This window comes from Exiguobacterium sp. GL_137 (genome assembly GCF_057834585.1).
Window position 1 is genome coordinate 164,573 of the sequence record NZ_CM174406.1, and the last position, 17,734, is coordinate 182,306.

A 17,734-nucleotide genomic window follows, 5' to 3' on the forward strand; every position below is an offset into this window, starting at 1 on the left:
GCAAGTAGAGGGGGAAATTGGATGGAACAACAAAAACGGATTGGGATTATTGGTGGCGGGCTCGCCGGAATTTTTGCGGCACGTCAATTGGTGACGGAAGGTTATGCGGTCGAGGTCATCGAAAAAAGCCAAAGTGTCGGGGGACGGATGGCGACGAGACGGATCGACCAGGGAACAGCGGATCATGGGGCTGTCTTCTTTACAGTCCGGACGGACGAGTTGGCGCAAGAAGTCGACGAATGGCTGGAACAGGGACTGATCCGAAAATGGTTCGGGGATGACTTTCCCCGCTATATTGCGGTCAACGGGATGAATCAGCTGGTTCAATCGATAGCTCGCGGGATTCCGGTGCATCTAAATGAACAGGTCGAACGGATTGTGTCGGATGCACCCGGACTTCAAACCATCGCCTCTGAAGAAACACGGACGTATGATGCCATCCTGCTGACGGCACCGGTGCCACAAGCCTATGACTTACTGGAAGCATCTCCGTTGACGTTAGTTGAATCCGATCACGCCCGTCTCGGGAAAGTGACGTTTGAGCCGACGTTCGTCGGTTTGTTCGAGATTCAGGAAACACTCGAAATTGGTGAGGTCGGTCTACTTGACGAAGGTCTCGCAACCGGGATGTTGAAAATCGTCAACAATGCGCAAAAAAAAGTGTCGGCGACCCCGCTTCTGAGTGTCTATATGGCTGGGGACTGGAGTGAATCGTGGTATGACAAAGGGGAAGACGCGACGCTTGCGGAAATCGAACGGTTGCTGCAGGAGCAGCTCGGACCGGTCACGATTATCTCCCGCCAACTCAAACGTTGGCGGTATGCGCAGGCGCGCGACGTCTTCCGTACGCCTTACTTGAAGCTTGATCAACATCCGCTCTGGCTTGCGGGAGATGCCTTCCTCGATCCGAAAGATACGTCCGGACGGACACGGGTCGAGAGTGCCGTCATTTCCGGTCTGCGTGTTGCAGCGGCAATGGATGCGCACTTCAAAGCGGTCGTAACAGAACAATAAGCCGTGAAAAAGGGTGATTTCCAACAACGAAAGTCGCCCTTTTTAGTATCACGATTCGGATTCGGGTGGAAAATGGCGGTTGCTCCAAGCCGCCATTTGATCGAGGATCGGCAGAAAACTGTGTCCGATATCCGTTAACGAGTATTCGACTTTCTGCGGGACTTCCCGATAGACTTTTCGGTCGATCATTTCGTCCGCTTCCAGTTCCCGTAATTGTCGTGTCAAAATGCCTTTTGAAATCCCCGGCAACAGGTGTTCCAGTTCGTGAAACCGTTTTGTTCCGGTACTGAGATGCCAAAGCAGGACGATTTTCCACTTGCCGGCGATGATGGTCTGGGCTCGGGTAACGGGGCACGCCGTCCGCTGGGAAAGAGGGGAGTCAGTTGTCGAAGCTGGATTCATCGGGAATTCCTCCTATAGTTCGGTTTGTATGACCTAGTATCGAAAAAGTGCCTACTCCTCACAGTGTACCACCTGTAATACAATTGGATACAGGTAGAAACTTATTAAAAAAGGAGCTTACGTCTATGAAATTAATGGTAACCGGGGCAACTGGAAAATTAGGAACCAAAATTGTAGAGCACCTCTTAACGAAAATCGAAGCGGAGAATGTAATAATCAGCGTCCGCGATCCGAAAAAAGCATCGGATTTAGCATCGCGCGGTGTTGAAGTGCGTCATGGTGATTTTGATAAACCGGATACGCTGCAAGAAACGTTTGCGGGTGTCGACCGGATCTTGCTCATCTCGACCGACGGCGAAGAAACGACGCGGATCCGTCAACATACGGCAGCCGTCCGGGCAGCTGAAGCAGCCGGAGTCGGCTTGATTGCCTATACGAGTATCGCCAACGCGGAAGCGAGTCAAAATTTCCTGGCCCGGACGCATCAGGTGACGGAACAGTTAATTCGCGAAACAGGGATTCCGTTTTTGTTCTTCCGGAATAACTGGTATCTGGAAAACGAACAGTCGACGATTGATGCCATTCGTGCCGGTCAGGATTGGTTGACGAGTGCCGGGGACGGCAAAGTCGGCTGGGCATTGCAGGAAGACTATGCGGAAGCGATCGCGACAGTGCTGGTCGATCCGAAACCGGAACAATCCATTTACGAACTGTCAGGTCCTCTGCACACGCAACAAGAGATTGCAGAAGCACTCGGGCAGGTCCTCGGGCGCCCGGTACAGGTGAAGCAAGTCGACAGCGCGACTTATACGGCAATCATGCAGCAAGCAGGAGTTCCGGAATTTTTACTGCCGATGTTACAGGCGATTCAAGAAGGGATTGCGGCTGGAACGCTGGCGGTTGAGAGTCAGGATTTTGAACACATTCTCGGTCGGCCACCGGTTTCATTGGAAGACGGCTTACGACAACTTGTTCAAAGATAAGTTCACCTGAACGTTTCTTTCTGAGGTACTTTGGGTAAATATCCCTTATGTACTTAAGTCGAGGGGGATTATCATGGACATCAAAAAATACCGTGTGACACCGGGTGAATCAATTCAGCTATCAGACTATCCGACGTCGGATGAAAACCGGATTGCAGAAGACGAGTTACTGGATCAGCACATTCCGAAAAGTGTCGAGGAATTAAAAGAATTGCATTGGCGTCTGCATGCCCAAGAAAAAAACGGAGTTCTCGTGATTTTACAGGCGATTGATGCCGGCGGAAAAGATGAAGCCATCAGTTACATCTTCTCGAATCTCAACGCCCAAGGGTTACGGACGCTTTCCGTCAAAAAACCTTCCGACACGGAGCAAAAGCATGACTATCTCTGGCGGATTCACGAAGGTTTGCCGGAAAAAGGCGAAGTCGGTATTTTGAACCGGTCGTATTACGAGGAAGTCATCGCACCACGGATTCATGACCTGCTCGAAGAAGAGGAAGTACCGGACGATCAAGATGTTTGGAAGATGCGTTACCGCCAAATCAATGATTTTGAACGGTATCTCGTCGAGAACGGTTTCCGCGTCGTCAAGTTTCTGTTTAACGTCTCAAAAGACGAGCAGAAAAAACGATTGCTTGAACGGATCAAAGATCCGAAGAAAAACTTTGAATTTTCGTTCAGTGATGTCGAAGAACGGGAGCATTGGGATGAGTATCAGGATATCTTTGCCGAGCTCGTTTCGCACACGTCAACGGAATACGCGCCGTGGCATGTCCTGCCGGCCGATGACGAATGGTTCACCCGTTACATCGTGACGGAAGTCATGAATGACGTCCTGCGTGAAATCGATCCGCAGTATCCGAAGCTGACGGACGAGGATCAGGAAAAACTCGATGAAGCGATTAAAAAGTTAGAAAATGAATAAGTGTGTGAACTGACGCAGCAGTCAGTTTTCAGATGACAACGGGAGACAGACTTTAACATCTGTCTCCTTTGTTGTGCGGAAAAACGGCTTTCTTTTGCAGGATCGCTGTTATAATCAAAGGGAAGAATCGATCAAGTACTGGAGGAATCAGCATGAATGAATATCCGAACTGTCCGAACTGCGGCTCAGCATATACATATGAAGACGGCAATGTATTGGTGTGCCCGGAATGTGCCCATGAATGGACGGCCGCCGATGCAGCAGCGGCAGAAGAAGCCAACGTCATCCGAGATGCGAACGGTAATGTACTGAGCGACGGTGATACGATCACGGTCATCAAGGACTTAAAAGTGAAGGGAACGTCGCTTGTCGTCAAACAAGGGACACGCGTCAAAGGAATCCGTCTCGTCGATGGTGATCATGACATCGATTGCAAGATTGATGGACTCGGTGCGATGAAGTTGAAGTCGGAGTTCGTGAAAAAAATTTAACCTGTACCGCCTGTCTGACGACGAGGCGGTTTTTTCATGGGAAAAGATATAAGTTTCCTTTCAGGACAAATGTCCTTTATCATTCAGGGAGGCTTCGTTTAAATGAAAGTATGAAAAATCAGGATGGGAGGAACTAGTATGCGTGGCATTCTTTTTGCAATCAGCGGCGGTTTTTTTCTGACACTCCAAAGTGTCGCCAATGCCCGAATCAGCAACAGCATCGGGACGTGGCAAGCAGCGACCTTGACTCAGATGACCGGTTTTGTCGTCGCCTTATTGATTACGTTGATCCTGCGTGACCGGACGTTCCGGCAGATGAAAGAGGTTAAGCTGCTCTACTTATCCGGAGGAGCATTGGCCGCTGCCGTTCTGTTCAGTAACATGACAGCTGTTCATTTGATGGGTGTGACGTTGACGATTTCGTTATTCCTGATTGCCCAGCTCGGCTTGGCACTGGTGATTGATTGGAACGGATGGTTCGGAATGATCAAACGGCGGTTACAGCTACCGCAAGTGATTGGCATTTTAATGATGATTGGCGGCGTGCTGATCTTAAAATGGTAAGGGGGAAAGAACGTGGAACAAGCACAACTGGATGAGTACTTGGCGCGGTTTCAATTGACGGACGTCTTTGCCGGCGGGTTGCGGGAGCATTTACAACCGGTCGCTTTTCAAGCCGGGGACTGGCTGTGTCGTCAAGGCGACGCGGCGGACCGGATGTACTTGTTGCTCGAGGGGAAACTGAAGATTACCCATATGTCGGCAACGGGAAAACGGCTCGTCTTATCGTTTAAGCATCCGTTTGATCTGGTCGGCGACATCGAATACGTTCGTCGGACACCATTGATGAATACGGTCGAAGCGGTCACACCGGTCAAAGCGGTCAGTATTTCCTATGCGGCACTGGAACAAAATGGAGCCGATAATCCGGCACTGCTCCGCTTTTTACTCGAGACGATTACGATGAAGTTTGAGCTGAAGTCGCATTCGATGAGCTTTAACCTGCTGTATCCGGTCGAAGTCCGACTGGCCAGTTACCTCTTGTCGATGACACCGGAAACACCGATGTTACCGGTCAGTGATCTCGTCGATGCGGCGGATTTAATCGGTACGAGTTACCGTCACCTGAACCGTGTCCTGCGACAGTTCAGTCAGGATGGCTTGATTGAGCGGACGAACCGGACGATTACGATTGTGGACCGGGAGGGCTTGACGGAACGGGTCGGCGAAAGTATCTATGAGTGAGGAGGAAAGCAGATGACACTTGGAATAGTTCTGGCTTTATTCGGCGGAATGATGGTCTGTATTCAGAATACGTTTAATGCCAAGGTCAAGGAACGCGTCGGCGCATGGGCGACGACGACGCTTGTCCTCGGACTCGGATTCCTGGCATCCTTGACCATCGGATTGATTGTTGAAGGCAGCGATCTCTTTTCCATGAGCGGGATGGAACCATGGTTTTGGTTCAGCGGCATCATCGGAGTCGGCGTCGTTTTGTGCGTAACGCAAGGGGTGCAACAGCTCGGACCGAGTTATGCGATTTCAATCGTCATGGTCTCGCAAATCCTGTTTGCCTTGCTGTGGGATACGCTCGGGTGGTTTGGTCTCGATCAAGTGGCATTTACGTGGACGAAAGCCGTCGGCGTTGTCCTAATTGGCGGCGGTGTTTTATTATTCCAACTCGGCGGCAAGTTAACCGAACGACGGATGTTACGAAAAGGAGCCTGACAGATGAACTACACGACATTGTTATTTGATATCGATCATACATTACTTGATTTTGATGCGACGGAACGCGCGGCCTTGCGGCAACTGTTTGAAGAGGAACAGCTCGAATGGACGTCCGAACGGGAAGCCCGTTACCGGACAATCAACCGTTCCTTATGGCAGGCACTTGAACGGGGAGAGGTAACACGGCAGGAAGTGATTACGTCACGTTTTGTGGCGTTTTTTGCCGAGCAGGGCCGGACGGTCGACGGCAGTCGAATGGATACGCGTTACCGTACGTACTTGAGTCAAGGGACGGAATTGATTGCAGGAGCGATCGAGTTGCTCGACGCGCTCAAAGGGAAGTATCAGCTGTATGTCGTGACGAACGGTGTCGCGGCGACGCAACATGCACGACTTAAAGGATCTGGTCTGGCGCCTTATTTTGACGGAATTTTTGTCTCGGAAGAAACCGGCTATCAAAAACCGATGCCGGCCTTTTTTGATTACGTGTTTGACCGGATCCCGGACGCGACGCGCGATCAGACGTTGATCATCGGCGACTCGTTGACGGCAGACATACAGGGCGGCATCTCGGCAGGAATTGCGACATGTTGGTTTAATCCCGGTCATATCGCGGCATCGGCAGAACTGACGCCGACCTATACGATTGAGCGACTTGATCAGCTTGTGACCGTACTTGAAACAAAGGAGGAAGTCCGATGAGAGTAGCGTTGATCGGTGCCGGGTTCCATGCCCGGACGAACTTATTCCCGGCAATGAAGGAAGCCGATTTTGAGATTGTTGCGGTGACGACACGCCGTCTTGAAAGTGCTGAACGGGCGTTACGTGACATCGGCAGTACCGGCCGCGCCTATATAGACTACACGCAGATGCTTGCAGAGGAACAGATGGATGCAGTCCTCATTTGTCTTCAACCGGCGGATCAAGTCGAGGTCGTCCGGTCGTGTCTGGCAACAGGCTGTGCCGTCCACGTCGAAAAACCGCTCGGCTTATCGGTTGGACAGGCGGAAGAGCTGGCTGAACTCGTCACGGATCAGGTGACAAGCGTCGGCTTCATGAAACGGTATGCACCGGTTTATACGAAACTGAAGCAAGTGCTGGTCCAAAACACATACGGTGATCTTCGTTCGTTCGAATTACGGTTTGCATGTGATGCGTCCGGCTTCTGTCACGACCGAGCCGACTTTCTATCCCTCGCCGCGATTCATCAACTCGATTTGATCCGCTTCTTGGCGGGCGAGGTCGAGCAAATCACCGGTGTGTCGCTTGAAGCAGACGGTGAGTTGCACCTGCAGCTGTCACTTCGGATGACAAGCGGCGCAGTCGGACAGGTGACCTTGATTAACTCTCCGCTCTATACAAGAGAAGTCGAGGAGCTGACGCTGCGCTTTGAACGGGCCGTGTGCCAAGTCGAGGAAATGGAGCATTTGATCATCGAGGAAAAACAAGCACCGACATCCTGGCAGGAGCTCGAAGAACGGCAGATGTATTACCGGTCCCCGATGTCGACGATGTCCGGTGGGATGAAAGATTTGTATTTGCGCGGATTCGTCGGCGAGATGAAACATTTTCAAGCAGCGGTTCAAGGCGATGTCGTATCCCACTCCGATTTTCGGGACAACGTCAAAACGATGCGATTGATTCAAGATATTCTCGATACCGTCCGATAATAGGTAAAAGATCACGAAAGGGGGCGATCATGGTGAACATGACGCAAACAAAACAGGAAACGGGGCGCGACGCGTAACCCGCTTTTCTTAAAAAAACGGGGGAATGGATATGCAGATTGAATTGCGCCCAGTCACGAACGAGAACTGGGAAGCCTGCTGTGCGCTTGAATTGACGGCGGAACAACAGGGATTTTTAGAACCGAACGTCTACTCGATTGCGCAGGCTGGTTTTGAGCCGACGCTCGTCATGCGGGCGATTTATGCAGCGGATGAGTTGGTCGGATTTTTGATGTACAATTCGGAACGGGAAGAACTGGACGGCTACTGGATTTACCGACTGATGGTCGACCAACGCCACCAAGGGGCAGGAGTCGGCCGGGAAGCGATGCGGTTGTTGCTCGGAGAGATGCAACAGCTTCCGGAAGCGACGTGCATCGTCGTCGGTTACCGTCCGGACAATCAAGCAGCACACCGTCTGTATGCACGACTCGGATTTATCGATCACGGTGACCGGTTCGGAAAAGAGATGGCAGTCCGGTACACGTTTTAAGGAGTAAGACCTTAGCCTCGCTAAGGTCTTTTTTGATGGAATGGATATTTCTTGAAACTTTTTGGACGACCGAGTGCTCTAATCAGTAAAAGGAGGGAACGGAATTGGACTTACGAACGGAGCACACGGAGCTTGTCCGGCGTGCCATCAAACAGGACGAGGAAGCATTTGAACAATTGATTCTTCTACATAGTGAACAGCTCTACCGGACGGCCTACGTCTATGTGAAAAACGAGCAGGATGCGCTCGACGTCGTCCAGGAAACGGTCTACAAAGCCTTCATTTCCATCGGACAGGTCAAAGAACCCAAATATTTCGTAACCTGGTTGACGAAAATTCTGATTCGGAACTGTTACCGTGTCTTGAACCAACAGACCGTGGTAGCGGATCTCATTGAACAGATTCCGGTGAAGGAATCTTCGCGGGAAGAACATTTGGACTTGATTGACGCCTTGTCGCACCTGCGAAAAGAATACCGGGATGTTTTGGTACTCTTTTATTTTCACGATGTCCCGATGAAGGAGATTGCTTCTTTTATCGGCATCACCTTGAATACGGTCAAGACATATCTCAAACGGGGACGGGCAGAATTGAAGAAACAGTTGGGAGGACTTGATTATGTCGAAGCACGATCTTCAAAATGACTATAACCAGATTCCTGTACCGCAGGCCGCCTTACAGGAGCGGATTCGTCAAGGAATGGAGCAGGGAAAGCGGGAACAGCAAATCAAACGGCCGAAACGTCTGCGACGCCTGGTTGTTTCGACGGGACTGGCGGCGTCACTGTTGATCACATCGACATTCGTCATCCCGTCCTTTGCGACGGCGATGGCAAAAGTTCCATTACTCGGTCAGATGTATCGACCGTTCCTCGAACAGGAAAACACCGGCACCGCCATTAGTCAGAAACAACTCGCAACGAAAATCGATCAAGTCGCAAGTGACAACGGAATCGACATCCAAGTCATCGATGCCTACTACGACGGGGCAACAATCGGCCTGAATTTGATGGCGACCGGCGTCCCGGATGTGAAGCCGGAAGCGCGGTCAGGATTATATGAACTGTTCAAAGGGGATAAACGGTTTGCTGGGACGGAGACCATGGAACTGGTTCAGTTCAAGCAGGTCAAAGGTGTCTGGCAAGGGCGGATTGAATATACACTCGGCGAAACCAAACTGCAAGATGCAATCAGGATTCCGATCGTGTTGACGGACGTATTCGGCGTCAAAGGAAACTGGGCGTTTAACGTCCCGGTCAAACGGCTTCCGGCCGTCGAACAAGTCTACGGGACAACGATCAAAAATCCAATCTATCAAACGGAAGTCACATTGGATAAGTTGATTCAGGGCAAAGGGAGCACGTCGTTCGACTACACAACACGTTCACCGAAAAAAGAATGGGCCCGTGTCGAGATGACATTGCTTGATTCATCCGGCAAGGAAATCATTCACAACTGGACATGGTCGACTCAGTCCGTCAAGCGGACGAGAACCGAAACGGAAGCCATCGAGCAGTCGCGGTTAATCCTCGGGAACTATGTCATCCCAAAAGGGAACTATCTGTTGCAGCCTTCTTTACGTATTGATTTAGAGACACAACCGATTCCGTTAACCGAGCCGTTGCCGTACCGGCAACAGTCGGAAACGCATCCGCTCGAAATGATCATCACGTCAATTGAGACAACACCCGAGCAAGTCGTAGTCGAATTTTCGAGAAATTCCCGCTCATTACAAGTCTATGTGAAACCCAAAATCCGAGATTCCATGTATTTGTTGAAAGGAACAGAACCGCCGGACGGCCGGGAAATTAAACCTAAAGTCACCATTCTCGATGCGGATAAACAGACGTTCCGAGCGACGTTCCAGCTACCGGAACCATCCGAACACACGCGGGAAGAATATTATCTCGAAACCGGCTACAGCAATACCGTGATCAATACATCACTGGCCTTGCAACCGATCCCGTTTACAGTTAAATAAGAGGAAAACCAGACCGGACGTCGAACTCCAAACGGATATCGATTTAACAAGGAGTTGGAGATGATGAATTTACGAGTAATGACCGCAGCCGATTATCCCGAAGTTGGCCGGATTTACAAACAGGGGATAAAGACGCAAAATGCGACGTTTCGAACGGAAGTACCGTCGTTTGACTACTGGGACGCCCATCATCATATACACAGCCGGATTGTGGCGGAAGAAGACGGGAAGGTGCTCGGATGGGTCGCCATTAGTCCCTTTTCGTCGATCCCCGCCTATCAGGGAGTGGCGGAAGTCAGTCTTTATATTGACGAAGACGCTCGCGGCAAAGGCATCGGCACCGCATTGATGCATGCTGTCATTGAAGCGAGTGAAGCGGCGGGCATTTGGACGTTGCACTCACAAATCTTCCCGGAAAACGCTGCGAGTTTAAAGCTTCACCAACGGTTTGGTTTCCGGGAAGTCGGCCGGAGGGAACGGATCGGACAATTGGCGGGCGTCTGGCGGGATACGATTTTACTGGAGCGGAGAAGTCAGATTTAGAAAAAGAAGCATCTGAAAAGGGACGGCAGATTTTAATATCCGCTGTCCCTTTTTTATTTTAAGAAGTGGTTGACGTTAAGAGCGGCTTGTAAGCGAATCACCGATAGATGTTCATTTACTTGTGATTCGATAAGACGATCCCGAAAATCCGTTCACCCTTTTTAAGCGGCACATCAGCCGGACGGGTGACCTCGTTTAAATTAAAGCCGCGAATCCCGTTCTTTTTCGTCATGTGATAGACCATCAACAGATTATACGGGGTAGCGGCAGAAGGACCGGAGCGGAAATCAGCACCACGCACCATGTAATCATCAAGCTGTTTAAAAGTATGGTCCCCTTGGACTGTCGTGTCATCCACGTCGATGCCAAGGTGAATCTTATCGTCGAAGAAAGACTGGGCAAAGCGGACTTGTTTGTCATAGCTTTTGGGTTCGAGCTCGAGTGTAAAGAGAGACCGTTCTTTTTTATTCGGCAGGTATTCGACCCCTTTGAGCCAGTGTGTCTTCGTCAACTTTCCTTTTAACTGGACGCTGCCGATCTGTTGATTGCCAAGCGCCGCAAATTTTTCTTCGCCCTCGGTGATGGAGACGGGAGAAATCGTCAGACTCGATGTGTAGTCAGCCGATGCTGATTTTTTGGGAACGGATTCTTGTGCCTGTTCTTGATTACATCCGGTCAAGACAAGCGCCGCAAGTGGTATGTAAAGCCATTTCTTCATGAAAAACGCCTCATTTCATCTTTTTTTTGGTAACATTATCCATAATTAATCGTATCGCTTTTGGTGGATGATTTCAATGGAGAACGGGAAAAGACCGACAGCAGGTATTTTCAGGAGGGATAAAGATGGATGATTTTTTTGGAGAAGGTCTTGAGACCAATGAGCAGAAACGAAAACGAAAACTGGAGGAAGTGTTTGACCAATCGTTTGAGTCGGAACGTCGCGACTTTAACCAGTCACTCGAACAGGAAGTGACCGTTGCGCTGATCGGGGACGTCAACGCGGGCAAGTCCTCGACATTGAATGCGATCCTTGGTCGGGAAGTCGCGACCGTCGGAGCAAAGCCGGGGGAGACGACACGCATTGATCAAATTCGGCAACATCCGGAAGACAAGGTCGTCTTCGTCGATACGCCGGGACTGAACGATGCAAACAGCCTGAACTCGGACACGACGTGGAAGTTTTATCAAAGTGCCGATGTTATTCTTTATTTCTTAAACGCCGCCGGGACCGTCTTATCGGAAACGGAGACCAAAAACTTCAAGAAGATTTATGCCCATAATAAAAATATCGTCATCGTCGTCACGAAAATCGATGCGACGAACGACCTCGCGACGATCCTGTCGCATATCGAGTCGAAGTTACCGGGACCAAAAGTCGTTCCGGTCTCAGCGATGGACGGGACGAACATTGACCGTCTGCGTCGTGAGGTGCTCGACATCCTAAAAAAGTTCAACAAGGATAATCTGTTTGTTCGCGAGATCGATCCGGCGTTGCGGGGGAAAATCGCGAACAACTGGATTGTCGGAGCCGGAACGGCCGCCGGGGCAATTGGAGCGGTACCATTTCCGGGAGCTGACATCATTCCGTTGACATCGATTCAAATCGGACTGATGCTGAAACTGTCGAATTTGTACGAACGGAATCTGTCGAAGGAAAGTGCGAAGGAGTTGCTGGTCGTGACGATTGTCGGGAACTCCGGCAAAACAGCGTTCCGCCAACTGGCGAAGATGGTTCCGGGATACGGAGCGGTCATCGGAGCCGGTGTCGCTTCAACGGCAACACTCGCACTCGGATACGGGACGAAATATGCTTATGAGAACAAATTGGAACTGACACCGGAAAGTCTGATGGGCTTTCTTAAGAAATTCCGCAAGAAGCCGGACGGAGCAAAATGACGGACAGATTATGAAGTCCCTGCTATGCTGTAAGACAAACATAAGGAGGGACACGTCATGTCTACATTGCTTGAAGAAATAAAAGCGTATCAAGAACAGTTTCGTCAAAAGGCACCGCAGGAAAAACAACGGTTGATGGCACAAGCGACAAACGAGTTAGCCGCATCAGACGGCGCCAAAGGATTGACCGTCGGAGACGAAGCACCCCGTTTTACGTTACCGAACGCATCTGGTCAATCCGTGTCTCTTGAAAAACTGTTGCAGGACGGTCCCGTCATCGTGACGTTTTATCGCGGCGGCTGGTGCCCGTATTGTAATTTGGAGCTCCGGGCCTACCAACGGGAATTAGAAAAAATTGAGGCAAAAGGAGCGACGCTTGTGGCCATCAGTCCGGAAACACCGGATCACTCGCTCTCGACGCAGGAAAAAAACGACCTGGCATTTCAGGTGTTGAGTGATGTCGATAACGTCGTCGCCCGTCAGTTCGATTTGGTGTTCGATATGCCCGATTATTTAATTGACGTGTACAAAGCATCCGGACTCGATGTTGCCGGACATAACGGCAATGAAGACTGGCAGTTGCCGAAACCGGCGACGTTCATCATTCAGCCGTCCGGACAGATTACTTTTGCGGACGTACCGGACGACTATACGAAACGGACGGACCCTTTGGCTGTCATCGATCTGCTGTAACATCAGATGTGTTGGTACGCAACCAGTCACGAAAAGTCGGTTCAAGATCATGGAGATGTTTTGTGGTCGAGAATTGCTGAGCGGCATAGCGCAACATATGATAGGTGGTCTCGTCGAGCATACAGGAGCGCATTTCTGCGGCCAAAGCACCGGGATGATTGGCTTTAGCCAAATAACCGGTCATGCCATACTGGACAGCGTCACACAGACCGGGGGTGTCATAGACAATCGCCGGTGTTCCGACGCGTGCTGCTTCATAGACAATCATTCCCCAGTTATCTTCATGGGATGGAACGAGTAAGGCTGTGGCCCGGCTGATATGACGGTTGCGCTCGACAGGTTCGATATCGCCGAGGTAGTGAATGCTTTGTTGTATGGCTGCTGGAATCGACGCATCGAATCGGATTGGACAATGTCCGATAATCCAGAGTTGAACCGCTTGAAATTCTTGTTTCGAGGCGATGAAGGCTTGGCAGACATCAAATAATTCTTTTGATTGAGAGGGACGGCTGACGTAAACAAACGTCGGTCGTTTTTCTTTTTCGAGCCAAGTCGACTCAGGGGAAAGCAAATCGAGTCCTTCCGGAAGACGAACTACTTGATGGTACCCTTGTTTGGTTAACGTCATCAGGACGGACGGATGGAAAACAAGACATGGATCAGAAAATGACGATTTTGCCTGACAAGTCGGCATATTGACAAGGATTCGGGCAGATGGGATTGTGCTGCGTCGGCACATAAATTCAAGGAATGGAACATTGAACAGGAGAATCAACGCAATGGGATGGGACTTGATATAGTGCAAGGCATGCCAAGAGAAGCTGAGCGCATTACCACGCCGGATGTACGTTACACCGTCGATTGATTCGATGTCACGTCCGCCAAAAAATGCAGGAGCCAAGCATGTCACGTTGTATTCATCCGTGATTCGTTTAAAAAGTTCGTGTAAGAGGTGATGTGAAAAGTTAGCGTCAGGATGCTGAATATCAGATGAAGTCAGAAACAGTAAAGATTTACGCATATGACTCGTCTCCTTTACTGAATTTCTTTTGTATGTCTATTCGAGACGGGGGTAAAGAACTCCTCGGAAGAATCAAAAAAAGTTCCTGCCGATTAAGGGAGGAACTTATGTTTTAGCGGTCCACATGTTGAGTTAATTCATCAACAAGCTGCTCAAGGGAAACGGTCATTGTACTGAGCGATTCCGTCATCGTTTCAAATTCATGCTGGACGGTCGTTTGTTGTTCGAGTGAAACGGCAGTCGATTCGATACCGTGGCGGACTTCGAGGGAAGCGGTTCGCGTCGTCTCCATCCGCTGTTCGATGTCGAGCATCTGGACACCGACCCCGTGACGGGCGGTTTGAATGGAGCTGATACTTTGTTCGACTTCCTGTACGAGTTGCGTGATATCAGAAAATGTCTGACGGACACGGCTCGTCATTTCCTGATTTTCAGCCAGTGTTTTCGTATAACCGGCGGCGGTCGTTTTGATTTGATCGGTATCGGCAATCAGGGCCTGCAGGACTTCCGTTACTTCGTTTGCATAGCTGCGGGACTGAACAGCGAGATGCCCGACTTCCGTTGCAACGACGGCAAACCCCCGTCCGGCATCCCCGGCACGTGCCGCTTCGATCGCAGCGTTTAATGCCAATAGATTCGTCTGGCCGGCAATGGCTTCCAGACTGGCGAGGATTTTTTGAATCTTATCCGACCGGCTGGCCATTGCCGTGACGGAAGTGTGCAGACCGTTCGTTGATTCGACCATCTCTTCGACGCGGCGGTCCATCAGGTTCATCTCCTCGTTTCCAGTCAACGCGCGTTTCGTCATATGTTCCGTCGTCGTGACGGTTTGTGCCATTTTCGATTGGATCGATGCGATGGACGTATTGACCTGATGCAACTGATCCGTTCCTTGTTGCATCGATTGATGCTGACCGTCAGCGGACTGAACAATCGGTGCAATCGCTGTCGCGATCTGGTTCGTTGCTTCGACGGACTGGACAGCTGCCTGTTGTAAGTGTTTCGTATTCGTTTTTAAATTACCGACAAGTGCTTCGATTTGGTGACTGACATTCGTAATCAGCGTCGTGGCTTCCGTTTCTCGTTTCAAGGAGACGGATCGTTCCTGATTTTGTACGGCAATCTGGATAATCAGAGCCACACTCGTCAAAATCAAGAAGACGGCATGAATCATCAGAATGCTGAACGGGTAACCGGTCGTTCCGCAAATCAGGGACGGGGCAAAAAAGAAGCCGGCGAAATGTTGCAAGGCGAAAAGGATGGTGCTGACGAGAATCAAGTTAATCCGGCGGAAATAAGCAATCAACGCCAGGACCATGAAAATTGAAAAATGATACTCGACCAGTCCATTGCCGCCGGCGACGATCGACATACTGGAAAACGTCAGTGTCAATGTCAAGAGAAGCGCAACGATTATACTGTCTGGTCGAATCCGGTAGAGAACGGCAGAAGCAATCCAACAGACAAACGGTAACAAAGCAATCCAGGCAAGTGTCGTGGGTGAAGCGGCTGTTACGTTTCCCCGGATGAGTTGATAACCTTCCGCAAAGTCGGTGAACCGGTGTAAACCATGGACAATGAACGATAAAGTGACGACAAGAAAACTGATCCAAAGCATAAGTTGATTCCGACGTTTCATAAAATAAAATTCCCCCATTTTCTAATAGAAAGTGAAACAAATCACGAGTAAACATGTTAAACGTATACGACTATCGGTCGGGAAAATAAGATTGTTTAGCTTCAAGATACTTAAAACAAAATTAAATTTTAAAATAGAAATTCATGCCTAAACAGACAAGATATGGGGTATAGAAGGGCATTGAGACTTGTAGGAGGAACCGTGTATGAAATGGAAGGGCAGAGAAAGAAGTTCGAACGTCGAAGATCGACGGGGCATGGGTGGAAAAGGAGTCGCCGGGATCGGAGGCGGACTCGGGATCATCATTTTAATCGTCGTCACGTTGATGGGCGGGAATCCGGCCGACATCCTCGGAGGATTGTCCGATTCACAAGGCGACAGTCAAGGCGAGTACCAGGAAACGGCCAAAGAAAAAGAAGCGGCTGATTTTGTATCCGTTGTCTTAGCGGATACGGAAAAAGTCTGGACAAAGGAATTTAAACAGGACGGTATGACATATAAAGAACCGACGCTCGTTTTATATACCGATCAGGTCAGTTCAGCGTGTGGACAAGCCGGAAAGTCAGTCGGACCGTTTTATTGTCCGGGGGATCAGAAATTATACATTGATCTAAGTTTTTATGATGAGTTACAAAATAAATACGGGGCACCGGGAGACTTCGCGATGGCGTATGTCATTGCCCACGAAGTTGGGCACCATGTTCAGACGTTGCTTGGGACATCAGACGAAATCATGCCGCTTCGTCAAAAGATGAGCGAAGAGAAGTTCAACAAATACCTGGTCCGCTTTGAATTGCAGGCGGATTACTATGCGGGTGTCTGGGCCAACCATGCACAAGGACAAAATCTGCTTGAAGAAGGCGATTTGGAAGAGGCACTTGGAGCGGCGAATGCTGTCGGAGATGATACATTGCAGAAAAAAGGGCAAGGATATGTCGTACCGGAAAGCTTTACACACGGTACATCGGCTCAACGCGAACGATGGTTCCAAAAAGGATTTGATAACGGAACGATTGAAGGCGGCGATACCTTCAAAGTGAAGAATTTATAAGCATAATTAACAGGCACCACTTCATAACGAAGTGATGCCTGTTTTCGATTAATCGTTGTATTGGTTAAACATCGCCGTATCATCGGGAACGTTGGCGAGATAGACAATCTTTCCATCCGCATTGAGCCGGGCGATGTCGGTTCCATCCTGGGTGAAGACAGAGCCGTCCGCGCGTTTCCCGCAAACAGCCCAGCGTGTTTCCATCGTATCTCCTGTTTCTGATGGAACCCATCCGGCATACATGTGTTTAATATCCTGATTCGCCGTAAAGACCATCCGGACGAACTGTTTCCAGGCATCGATACCGTGCTGTTCCTGTCCGTTCAGGACGAATGTGATTTCGTCCGAGAACAGGGAAATCAAGTCATCAAAAGCTTTTTCATCGGTCCGGGAAGCATCAAATAAATCAAAATAGCGGTCAAGTGTAGTGGTGTTCATCATATATTCTCCTTTTAGTTACGAATCATTTTTTCTTCAATTAAACTCTGCAGTTTTGTCAGATGATCGGGCGGACAGTTCAAATAAATTTCACGGCGGATCGAGTCGATCGTCTCGCGTTTGAGTATCGATTGCCACGACTGTTCCGCTTCTGCCATCAGGTCGGACAATAAGCAGATGTTCTGATCCTGGATACCGATCAAGTCTTCGAAAACACCGCTTGAGGCATATAAGGATTGTTTGCCCTCGATTGCTTCATAGATATCAAACACACGAATCGTCTCCGGTGACGCTTTGAGCCGGAAGCCGCCTTTTGCACCGGGAACAGAAATCAGCAGATCCGCACTCACGAGCTTCCGGAGCAACTTTTGAAAGTAGGTTGGCGAAGCGCCAAGTTGCTGACTGATGAATTCGCCCGGCAACACACCTTTCTCCGGTAAAAACGTCAATAAGAGCATCGCATACACCGATTGTTCAACACCTGTCTTCATTTGCATGAAACATTCTCCTTTCTGTATAACGTGGATAACTATTGTCTATAATACATCCGGATAAATCAATTGTCCAACAAAAGGTCCCTCACAAAACCGTCACACCTTTTCGACAGCATACCCGTGGCATCAACAGAATGGATTCGGTATACTGAATGTACGATATGTGAAAATATTCACTAAAAGTCGTTCACACTTAGTGAAAGGACGTTTTCT

Annotated in this window: 22 protein-coding genes; 16 read left to right on the forward strand and 6 right to left on the reverse strand. The window is 49.7% G+C overall.

Features of this window, described 5'->3' with window-relative positions; genetic code table 11:
• The first annotated feature begins 21 nt into the window (after positions 1 to 21).
• Positions 22 to 1,014, forward strand: coding sequence for an NAD(P)/FAD-dependent oxidoreductase (locus AC3IRK_RS00995; RefSeq protein ID WP_489170260.1), 993 nt, complete (start codon positions 22 to 24; stop codon positions 1,012 to 1,014).
• 48 nt (positions 1,015 to 1,062) lie between these two features.
• Here AC3IRK_RS00995 and AC3IRK_RS01000 read toward each other — a convergent pair whose 3' ends face one another.
• Positions 1,063 to 1,416 carry a winged helix-turn-helix transcriptional regulator gene (locus AC3IRK_RS01000; protein WP_489170261.1) on the reverse strand — a complete coding sequence of 118 codons (354 nt, stop codon included), beginning with the start codon at positions 1,414 to 1,416 and terminating at the stop codon, positions 1,063 to 1,065.
• A 125-nt stretch (positions 1,417 to 1,541) separates the two neighbouring features.
• Here AC3IRK_RS01000 and AC3IRK_RS01005 point away from each other — a divergent pair, with 125 nt between their 5' ends.
• From AC3IRK_RS01005 to AC3IRK_RS01060, 12 genes are all read left to right on the forward strand, one after another.
• Positions 1,542 to 2,399 (forward strand): SDR family oxidoreductase, encoded by an 858-nt coding sequence (locus tag AC3IRK_RS01005; protein ID WP_489170262.1) that lies wholly within the window; start codon positions 1,542 to 1,544, stop codon positions 2,397 to 2,399.
• A 73-nt stretch (positions 2,400 to 2,472) separates the two neighbouring features.
• Entirely contained in the window at positions 2,473 to 3,324 is an 852-nt protein-coding gene (locus tag AC3IRK_RS01010) for a PPK2 family polyphosphate kinase (protein ID WP_489170263.1), read from the forward strand.
• Positions 3,325 to 3,476: 152 nt separating this feature from the next.
• Positions 3,477 to 3,815 (forward strand): zinc ribbon domain-containing protein YjdM, encoded by a 339-nt coding sequence (locus AC3IRK_RS01015; protein WP_427375241.1) that lies wholly within the window; start codon positions 3,477 to 3,479, stop codon positions 3,813 to 3,815.
• Between the two features lie 138 nt (positions 3,816 to 3,953).
• A complete protein-coding gene (locus AC3IRK_RS01020; protein ID WP_026829591.1) occupies positions 3,954 to 4,379 on the forward strand; it encodes a DMT family transporter in 426 nt (141 codons plus the stop codon).
• Positions 4,380 to 4,391: 12 nt separating this feature from the next.
• Positions 4,392 to 5,060 (forward strand): Crp/Fnr family transcriptional regulator, encoded by a 669-nt coding sequence (locus AC3IRK_RS01025; RefSeq protein ID WP_489170264.1) that lies wholly within the window; start codon positions 4,392 to 4,394, stop codon positions 5,058 to 5,060.
• 12 nt (positions 5,061 to 5,072) lie between these two features.
• Positions 5,073 to 5,543 (forward strand): DMT family transporter, encoded by a 471-nt coding sequence (locus AC3IRK_RS01030; RefSeq protein WP_489170265.1) that lies wholly within the window; start codon positions 5,073 to 5,075, stop codon positions 5,541 to 5,543.
• 3 nt (positions 5,544 to 5,546) lie between these two features.
• A complete protein-coding gene (locus tag AC3IRK_RS01035) occupies positions 5,547 to 6,248 on the forward strand; it encodes a YjjG family noncanonical pyrimidine nucleotidase (RefSeq protein WP_489170266.1) in 702 nt (233 codons plus the stop codon).
• Entirely contained in the window at positions 6,245 to 7,216 is a 972-nt protein-coding gene (locus tag AC3IRK_RS01040; RefSeq protein WP_426354465.1) for a Gfo/Idh/MocA family protein, read from the forward strand. Before AC3IRK_RS01035 ends, AC3IRK_RS01040 begins: the two co-directional genes overlap by 4 nt.
• 109 nt (positions 7,217 to 7,325) lie before the next feature.
• Positions 7,326 to 7,766, forward strand: a complete 441-nt coding sequence (locus AC3IRK_RS01045) for a GNAT family N-acetyltransferase (RefSeq protein ID WP_131503204.1) — start codon at positions 7,326 to 7,328, stop codon at positions 7,764 to 7,766.
• A gap of 104 nt (positions 7,767 to 7,870) precedes the next feature.
• Positions 7,871 to 8,410 carry a sigma-70 family RNA polymerase sigma factor gene (locus AC3IRK_RS01050; protein WP_489170267.1) on the forward strand — a complete coding sequence of 180 codons (540 nt, stop codon included), beginning with the start codon at positions 7,871 to 7,873 and terminating at the stop codon, positions 8,408 to 8,410.
• A complete protein-coding gene (locus AC3IRK_RS01055) occupies positions 8,385 to 9,746 on the forward strand; it encodes a DUF4179 domain-containing protein (RefSeq protein ID WP_489170269.1) in 1,362 nt (453 codons plus the stop codon). Before AC3IRK_RS01050 ends, AC3IRK_RS01055 begins: the two co-directional genes overlap by 26 nt.
• A gap of 63 nt (positions 9,747 to 9,809) precedes the next feature.
• Positions 9,810 to 10,289 (forward strand): GNAT family N-acetyltransferase, encoded by a 480-nt coding sequence (locus tag AC3IRK_RS01060; RefSeq protein WP_426354470.1) that lies wholly within the window; start codon positions 9,810 to 9,812, stop codon positions 10,287 to 10,289.
• Positions 10,290 to 10,404: 115 nt separating this feature from the next.
• On the opposite strand, the gene AC3IRK_RS01065 is transcribed toward AC3IRK_RS01060, so the two are convergent.
• Positions 10,405 to 11,007, reverse strand: a complete 603-nt coding sequence (locus AC3IRK_RS01065) for a hypothetical protein (protein ID WP_489170270.1) — start codon at positions 11,005 to 11,007, stop codon at positions 10,405 to 10,407.
• Positions 11,008 to 11,132: 125 nt separating this feature from the next.
• Between AC3IRK_RS01065 and AC3IRK_RS01070 the strand changes: the two genes are divergently transcribed.
• Positions 11,133 to 12,185, forward strand: a complete 1,053-nt coding sequence (locus AC3IRK_RS01070) for a YcjF family protein (RefSeq protein ID WP_131503209.1) — start codon at positions 11,133 to 11,135, stop codon at positions 12,183 to 12,185.
• Between the two features lie 57 nt (positions 12,186 to 12,242).
• Positions 12,243 to 12,878 carry a peroxiredoxin-like family protein gene (locus AC3IRK_RS01075; RefSeq protein ID WP_489170272.1) on the forward strand — a complete coding sequence of 212 codons (636 nt, stop codon included), beginning with the start codon at positions 12,243 to 12,245 and terminating at the stop codon, positions 12,876 to 12,878.
• Here AC3IRK_RS01075 and AC3IRK_RS01080 read toward each other — a convergent pair.
• Together AC3IRK_RS01080 and AC3IRK_RS01085 are read right to left on the reverse strand one after the other, a co-directional pair.
• Complete coding sequence (locus AC3IRK_RS01080; protein WP_131503211.1) at positions 12,862 to 13,899, reverse strand: glycosyltransferase family 4 protein; 1,038 nt, start codon at positions 13,897 to 13,899, stop codon at positions 12,862 to 12,864. The two genes, AC3IRK_RS01075 and AC3IRK_RS01080, sit on opposite strands and share 17 nt — an antisense overlap.
• 112 nt (positions 13,900 to 14,011) lie before the next feature.
• Positions 14,012 to 15,538 carry a methyl-accepting chemotaxis protein gene (locus AC3IRK_RS01085; RefSeq protein WP_165871675.1) on the reverse strand — a complete coding sequence of 509 codons (1,527 nt, stop codon included), beginning with the start codon at positions 15,536 to 15,538 and terminating at the stop codon, positions 14,012 to 14,014.
• A gap of 205 nt (positions 15,539 to 15,743) precedes the next feature.
• Here AC3IRK_RS01085 and ypfJ point away from each other — a divergent pair, with 205 nt between their 5' ends.
• Positions 15,744 to 16,589 (forward strand): KPN_02809 family neutral zinc metallopeptidase, encoded by an 846-nt coding sequence (ypfJ, locus tag AC3IRK_RS01090; protein WP_489170273.1) that lies wholly within the window; start codon positions 15,744 to 15,746, stop codon positions 16,587 to 16,589.
• A 48-nt stretch (positions 16,590 to 16,637) separates the two neighbouring features.
• Here ypfJ and AC3IRK_RS01095 read toward each other — a convergent pair whose 3' ends face one another.
• Positions 16,638 to 17,030, reverse strand: a complete 393-nt coding sequence (locus AC3IRK_RS01095) for a nuclear transport factor 2 family protein (RefSeq protein ID WP_131503213.1) — start codon at positions 17,028 to 17,030, stop codon at positions 16,638 to 16,640.
• 11 nt (positions 17,031 to 17,041) lie between these two features.
• Positions 17,042 to 17,524: an RrF2 family transcriptional regulator gene (locus tag AC3IRK_RS01100; protein ID WP_489170274.1), complete on the reverse strand. Its 483-nt coding sequence runs from the start codon at positions 17,522 to 17,524 to the stop codon at positions 17,042 to 17,044.
• Between the last annotated feature and the right edge of the window lie 210 nt (positions 17,525 to 17,734).

Excerpts from the sequence above, each read along its gene's own strand:
- AC3IRK_RS00995 (WP_489170260.1), top strand. The coding sequence starts at position 22 with ATGGAACAACAAAAACGGATTGGGATTATTGGTGGCGGGCTCGCCGGA.
- AC3IRK_RS01000 (WP_489170261.1), bottom strand. The coding sequence starts at position 1,416 with ATGAATCCAGCTTCGACAACTGACTCCCCTCTTTCCCAGCGGACGGCG.
- AC3IRK_RS01005 (WP_489170262.1), top strand. The coding sequence starts at position 1,542 with ATGAAATTAATGGTAACCGGGGCAACTGGAAAATTAGGAACCAAAATT.
- AC3IRK_RS01010 (WP_489170263.1), top strand. The coding sequence starts at position 2,473 with ATGGACATCAAAAAATACCGTGTGACACCGGGTGAATCAATTCAGCTA.
- AC3IRK_RS01015 (WP_427375241.1), top strand. The coding sequence starts at position 3,477 with ATGAATGAATATCCGAACTGTCCGAACTGCGGCTCAGCATATACATAT.
- AC3IRK_RS01020 (WP_026829591.1), top strand. The coding sequence starts at position 3,954 with ATGCGTGGCATTCTTTTTGCAATCAGCGGCGGTTTTTTTCTGACACTC.
- AC3IRK_RS01030 (WP_489170265.1), top strand. The coding sequence starts at position 5,073 with ATGACACTTGGAATAGTTCTGGCTTTATTCGGCGGAATGATGGTCTGT.
- AC3IRK_RS01035 (WP_489170266.1), top strand. The coding sequence starts at position 5,547 with ATGAACTACACGACATTGTTATTTGATATCGATCATACATTACTTGAT.
- AC3IRK_RS01040 (WP_426354465.1), top strand. The coding sequence starts at position 6,245 with ATGAGAGTAGCGTTGATCGGTGCCGGGTTCCATGCCCGGACGAACTTA.
- AC3IRK_RS01045 (WP_131503204.1), top strand. The coding sequence starts at position 7,326 with ATGCAGATTGAATTGCGCCCAGTCACGAACGAGAACTGGGAAGCCTGC.
- AC3IRK_RS01055 (WP_489170269.1), top strand. The coding sequence starts at position 8,385 with ATGTCGAAGCACGATCTTCAAAATGACTATAACCAGATTCCTGTACCG.
- AC3IRK_RS01060 (WP_426354470.1), top strand. The coding sequence starts at position 9,810 with ATGAATTTACGAGTAATGACCGCAGCCGATTATCCCGAAGTTGGCCGG.
- AC3IRK_RS01065 (WP_489170270.1), bottom strand. The coding sequence starts at position 11,007 with ATGAAGAAATGGCTTTACATACCACTTGCGGCGCTTGTCTTGACCGGA.
- AC3IRK_RS01070 (WP_131503209.1), top strand. The coding sequence starts at position 11,133 with ATGGATGATTTTTTTGGAGAAGGTCTTGAGACCAATGAGCAGAAACGA.
- AC3IRK_RS01075 (WP_489170272.1), top strand. The coding sequence starts at position 12,243 with ATGTCTACATTGCTTGAAGAAATAAAAGCGTATCAAGAACAGTTTCGT.
- AC3IRK_RS01080 (WP_131503211.1), bottom strand. The coding sequence starts at position 13,899 with ATGCGTAAATCTTTACTGTTTCTGACTTCATCTGATATTCAGCATCCT.
- AC3IRK_RS01085 (WP_165871675.1), bottom strand. The coding sequence starts at position 15,538 with ATGAAACGTCGGAATCAACTTATGCTTTGGATCAGTTTTCTTGTCGTC.
- ypfJ (WP_489170273.1), top strand. The coding sequence starts at position 15,744 with ATGAAATGGAAGGGCAGAGAAAGAAGTTCGAACGTCGAAGATCGACGG.
- AC3IRK_RS01095 (WP_131503213.1), bottom strand. The coding sequence starts at position 17,030 with ATGATGAACACCACTACACTTGACCGCTATTTTGATTTATTTGATGCT.
- AC3IRK_RS01100 (WP_489170274.1), bottom strand. The coding sequence starts at position 17,524 with ATGCAAATGAAGACAGGTGTTGAACAATCGGTGTATGCGATGCTCTTA.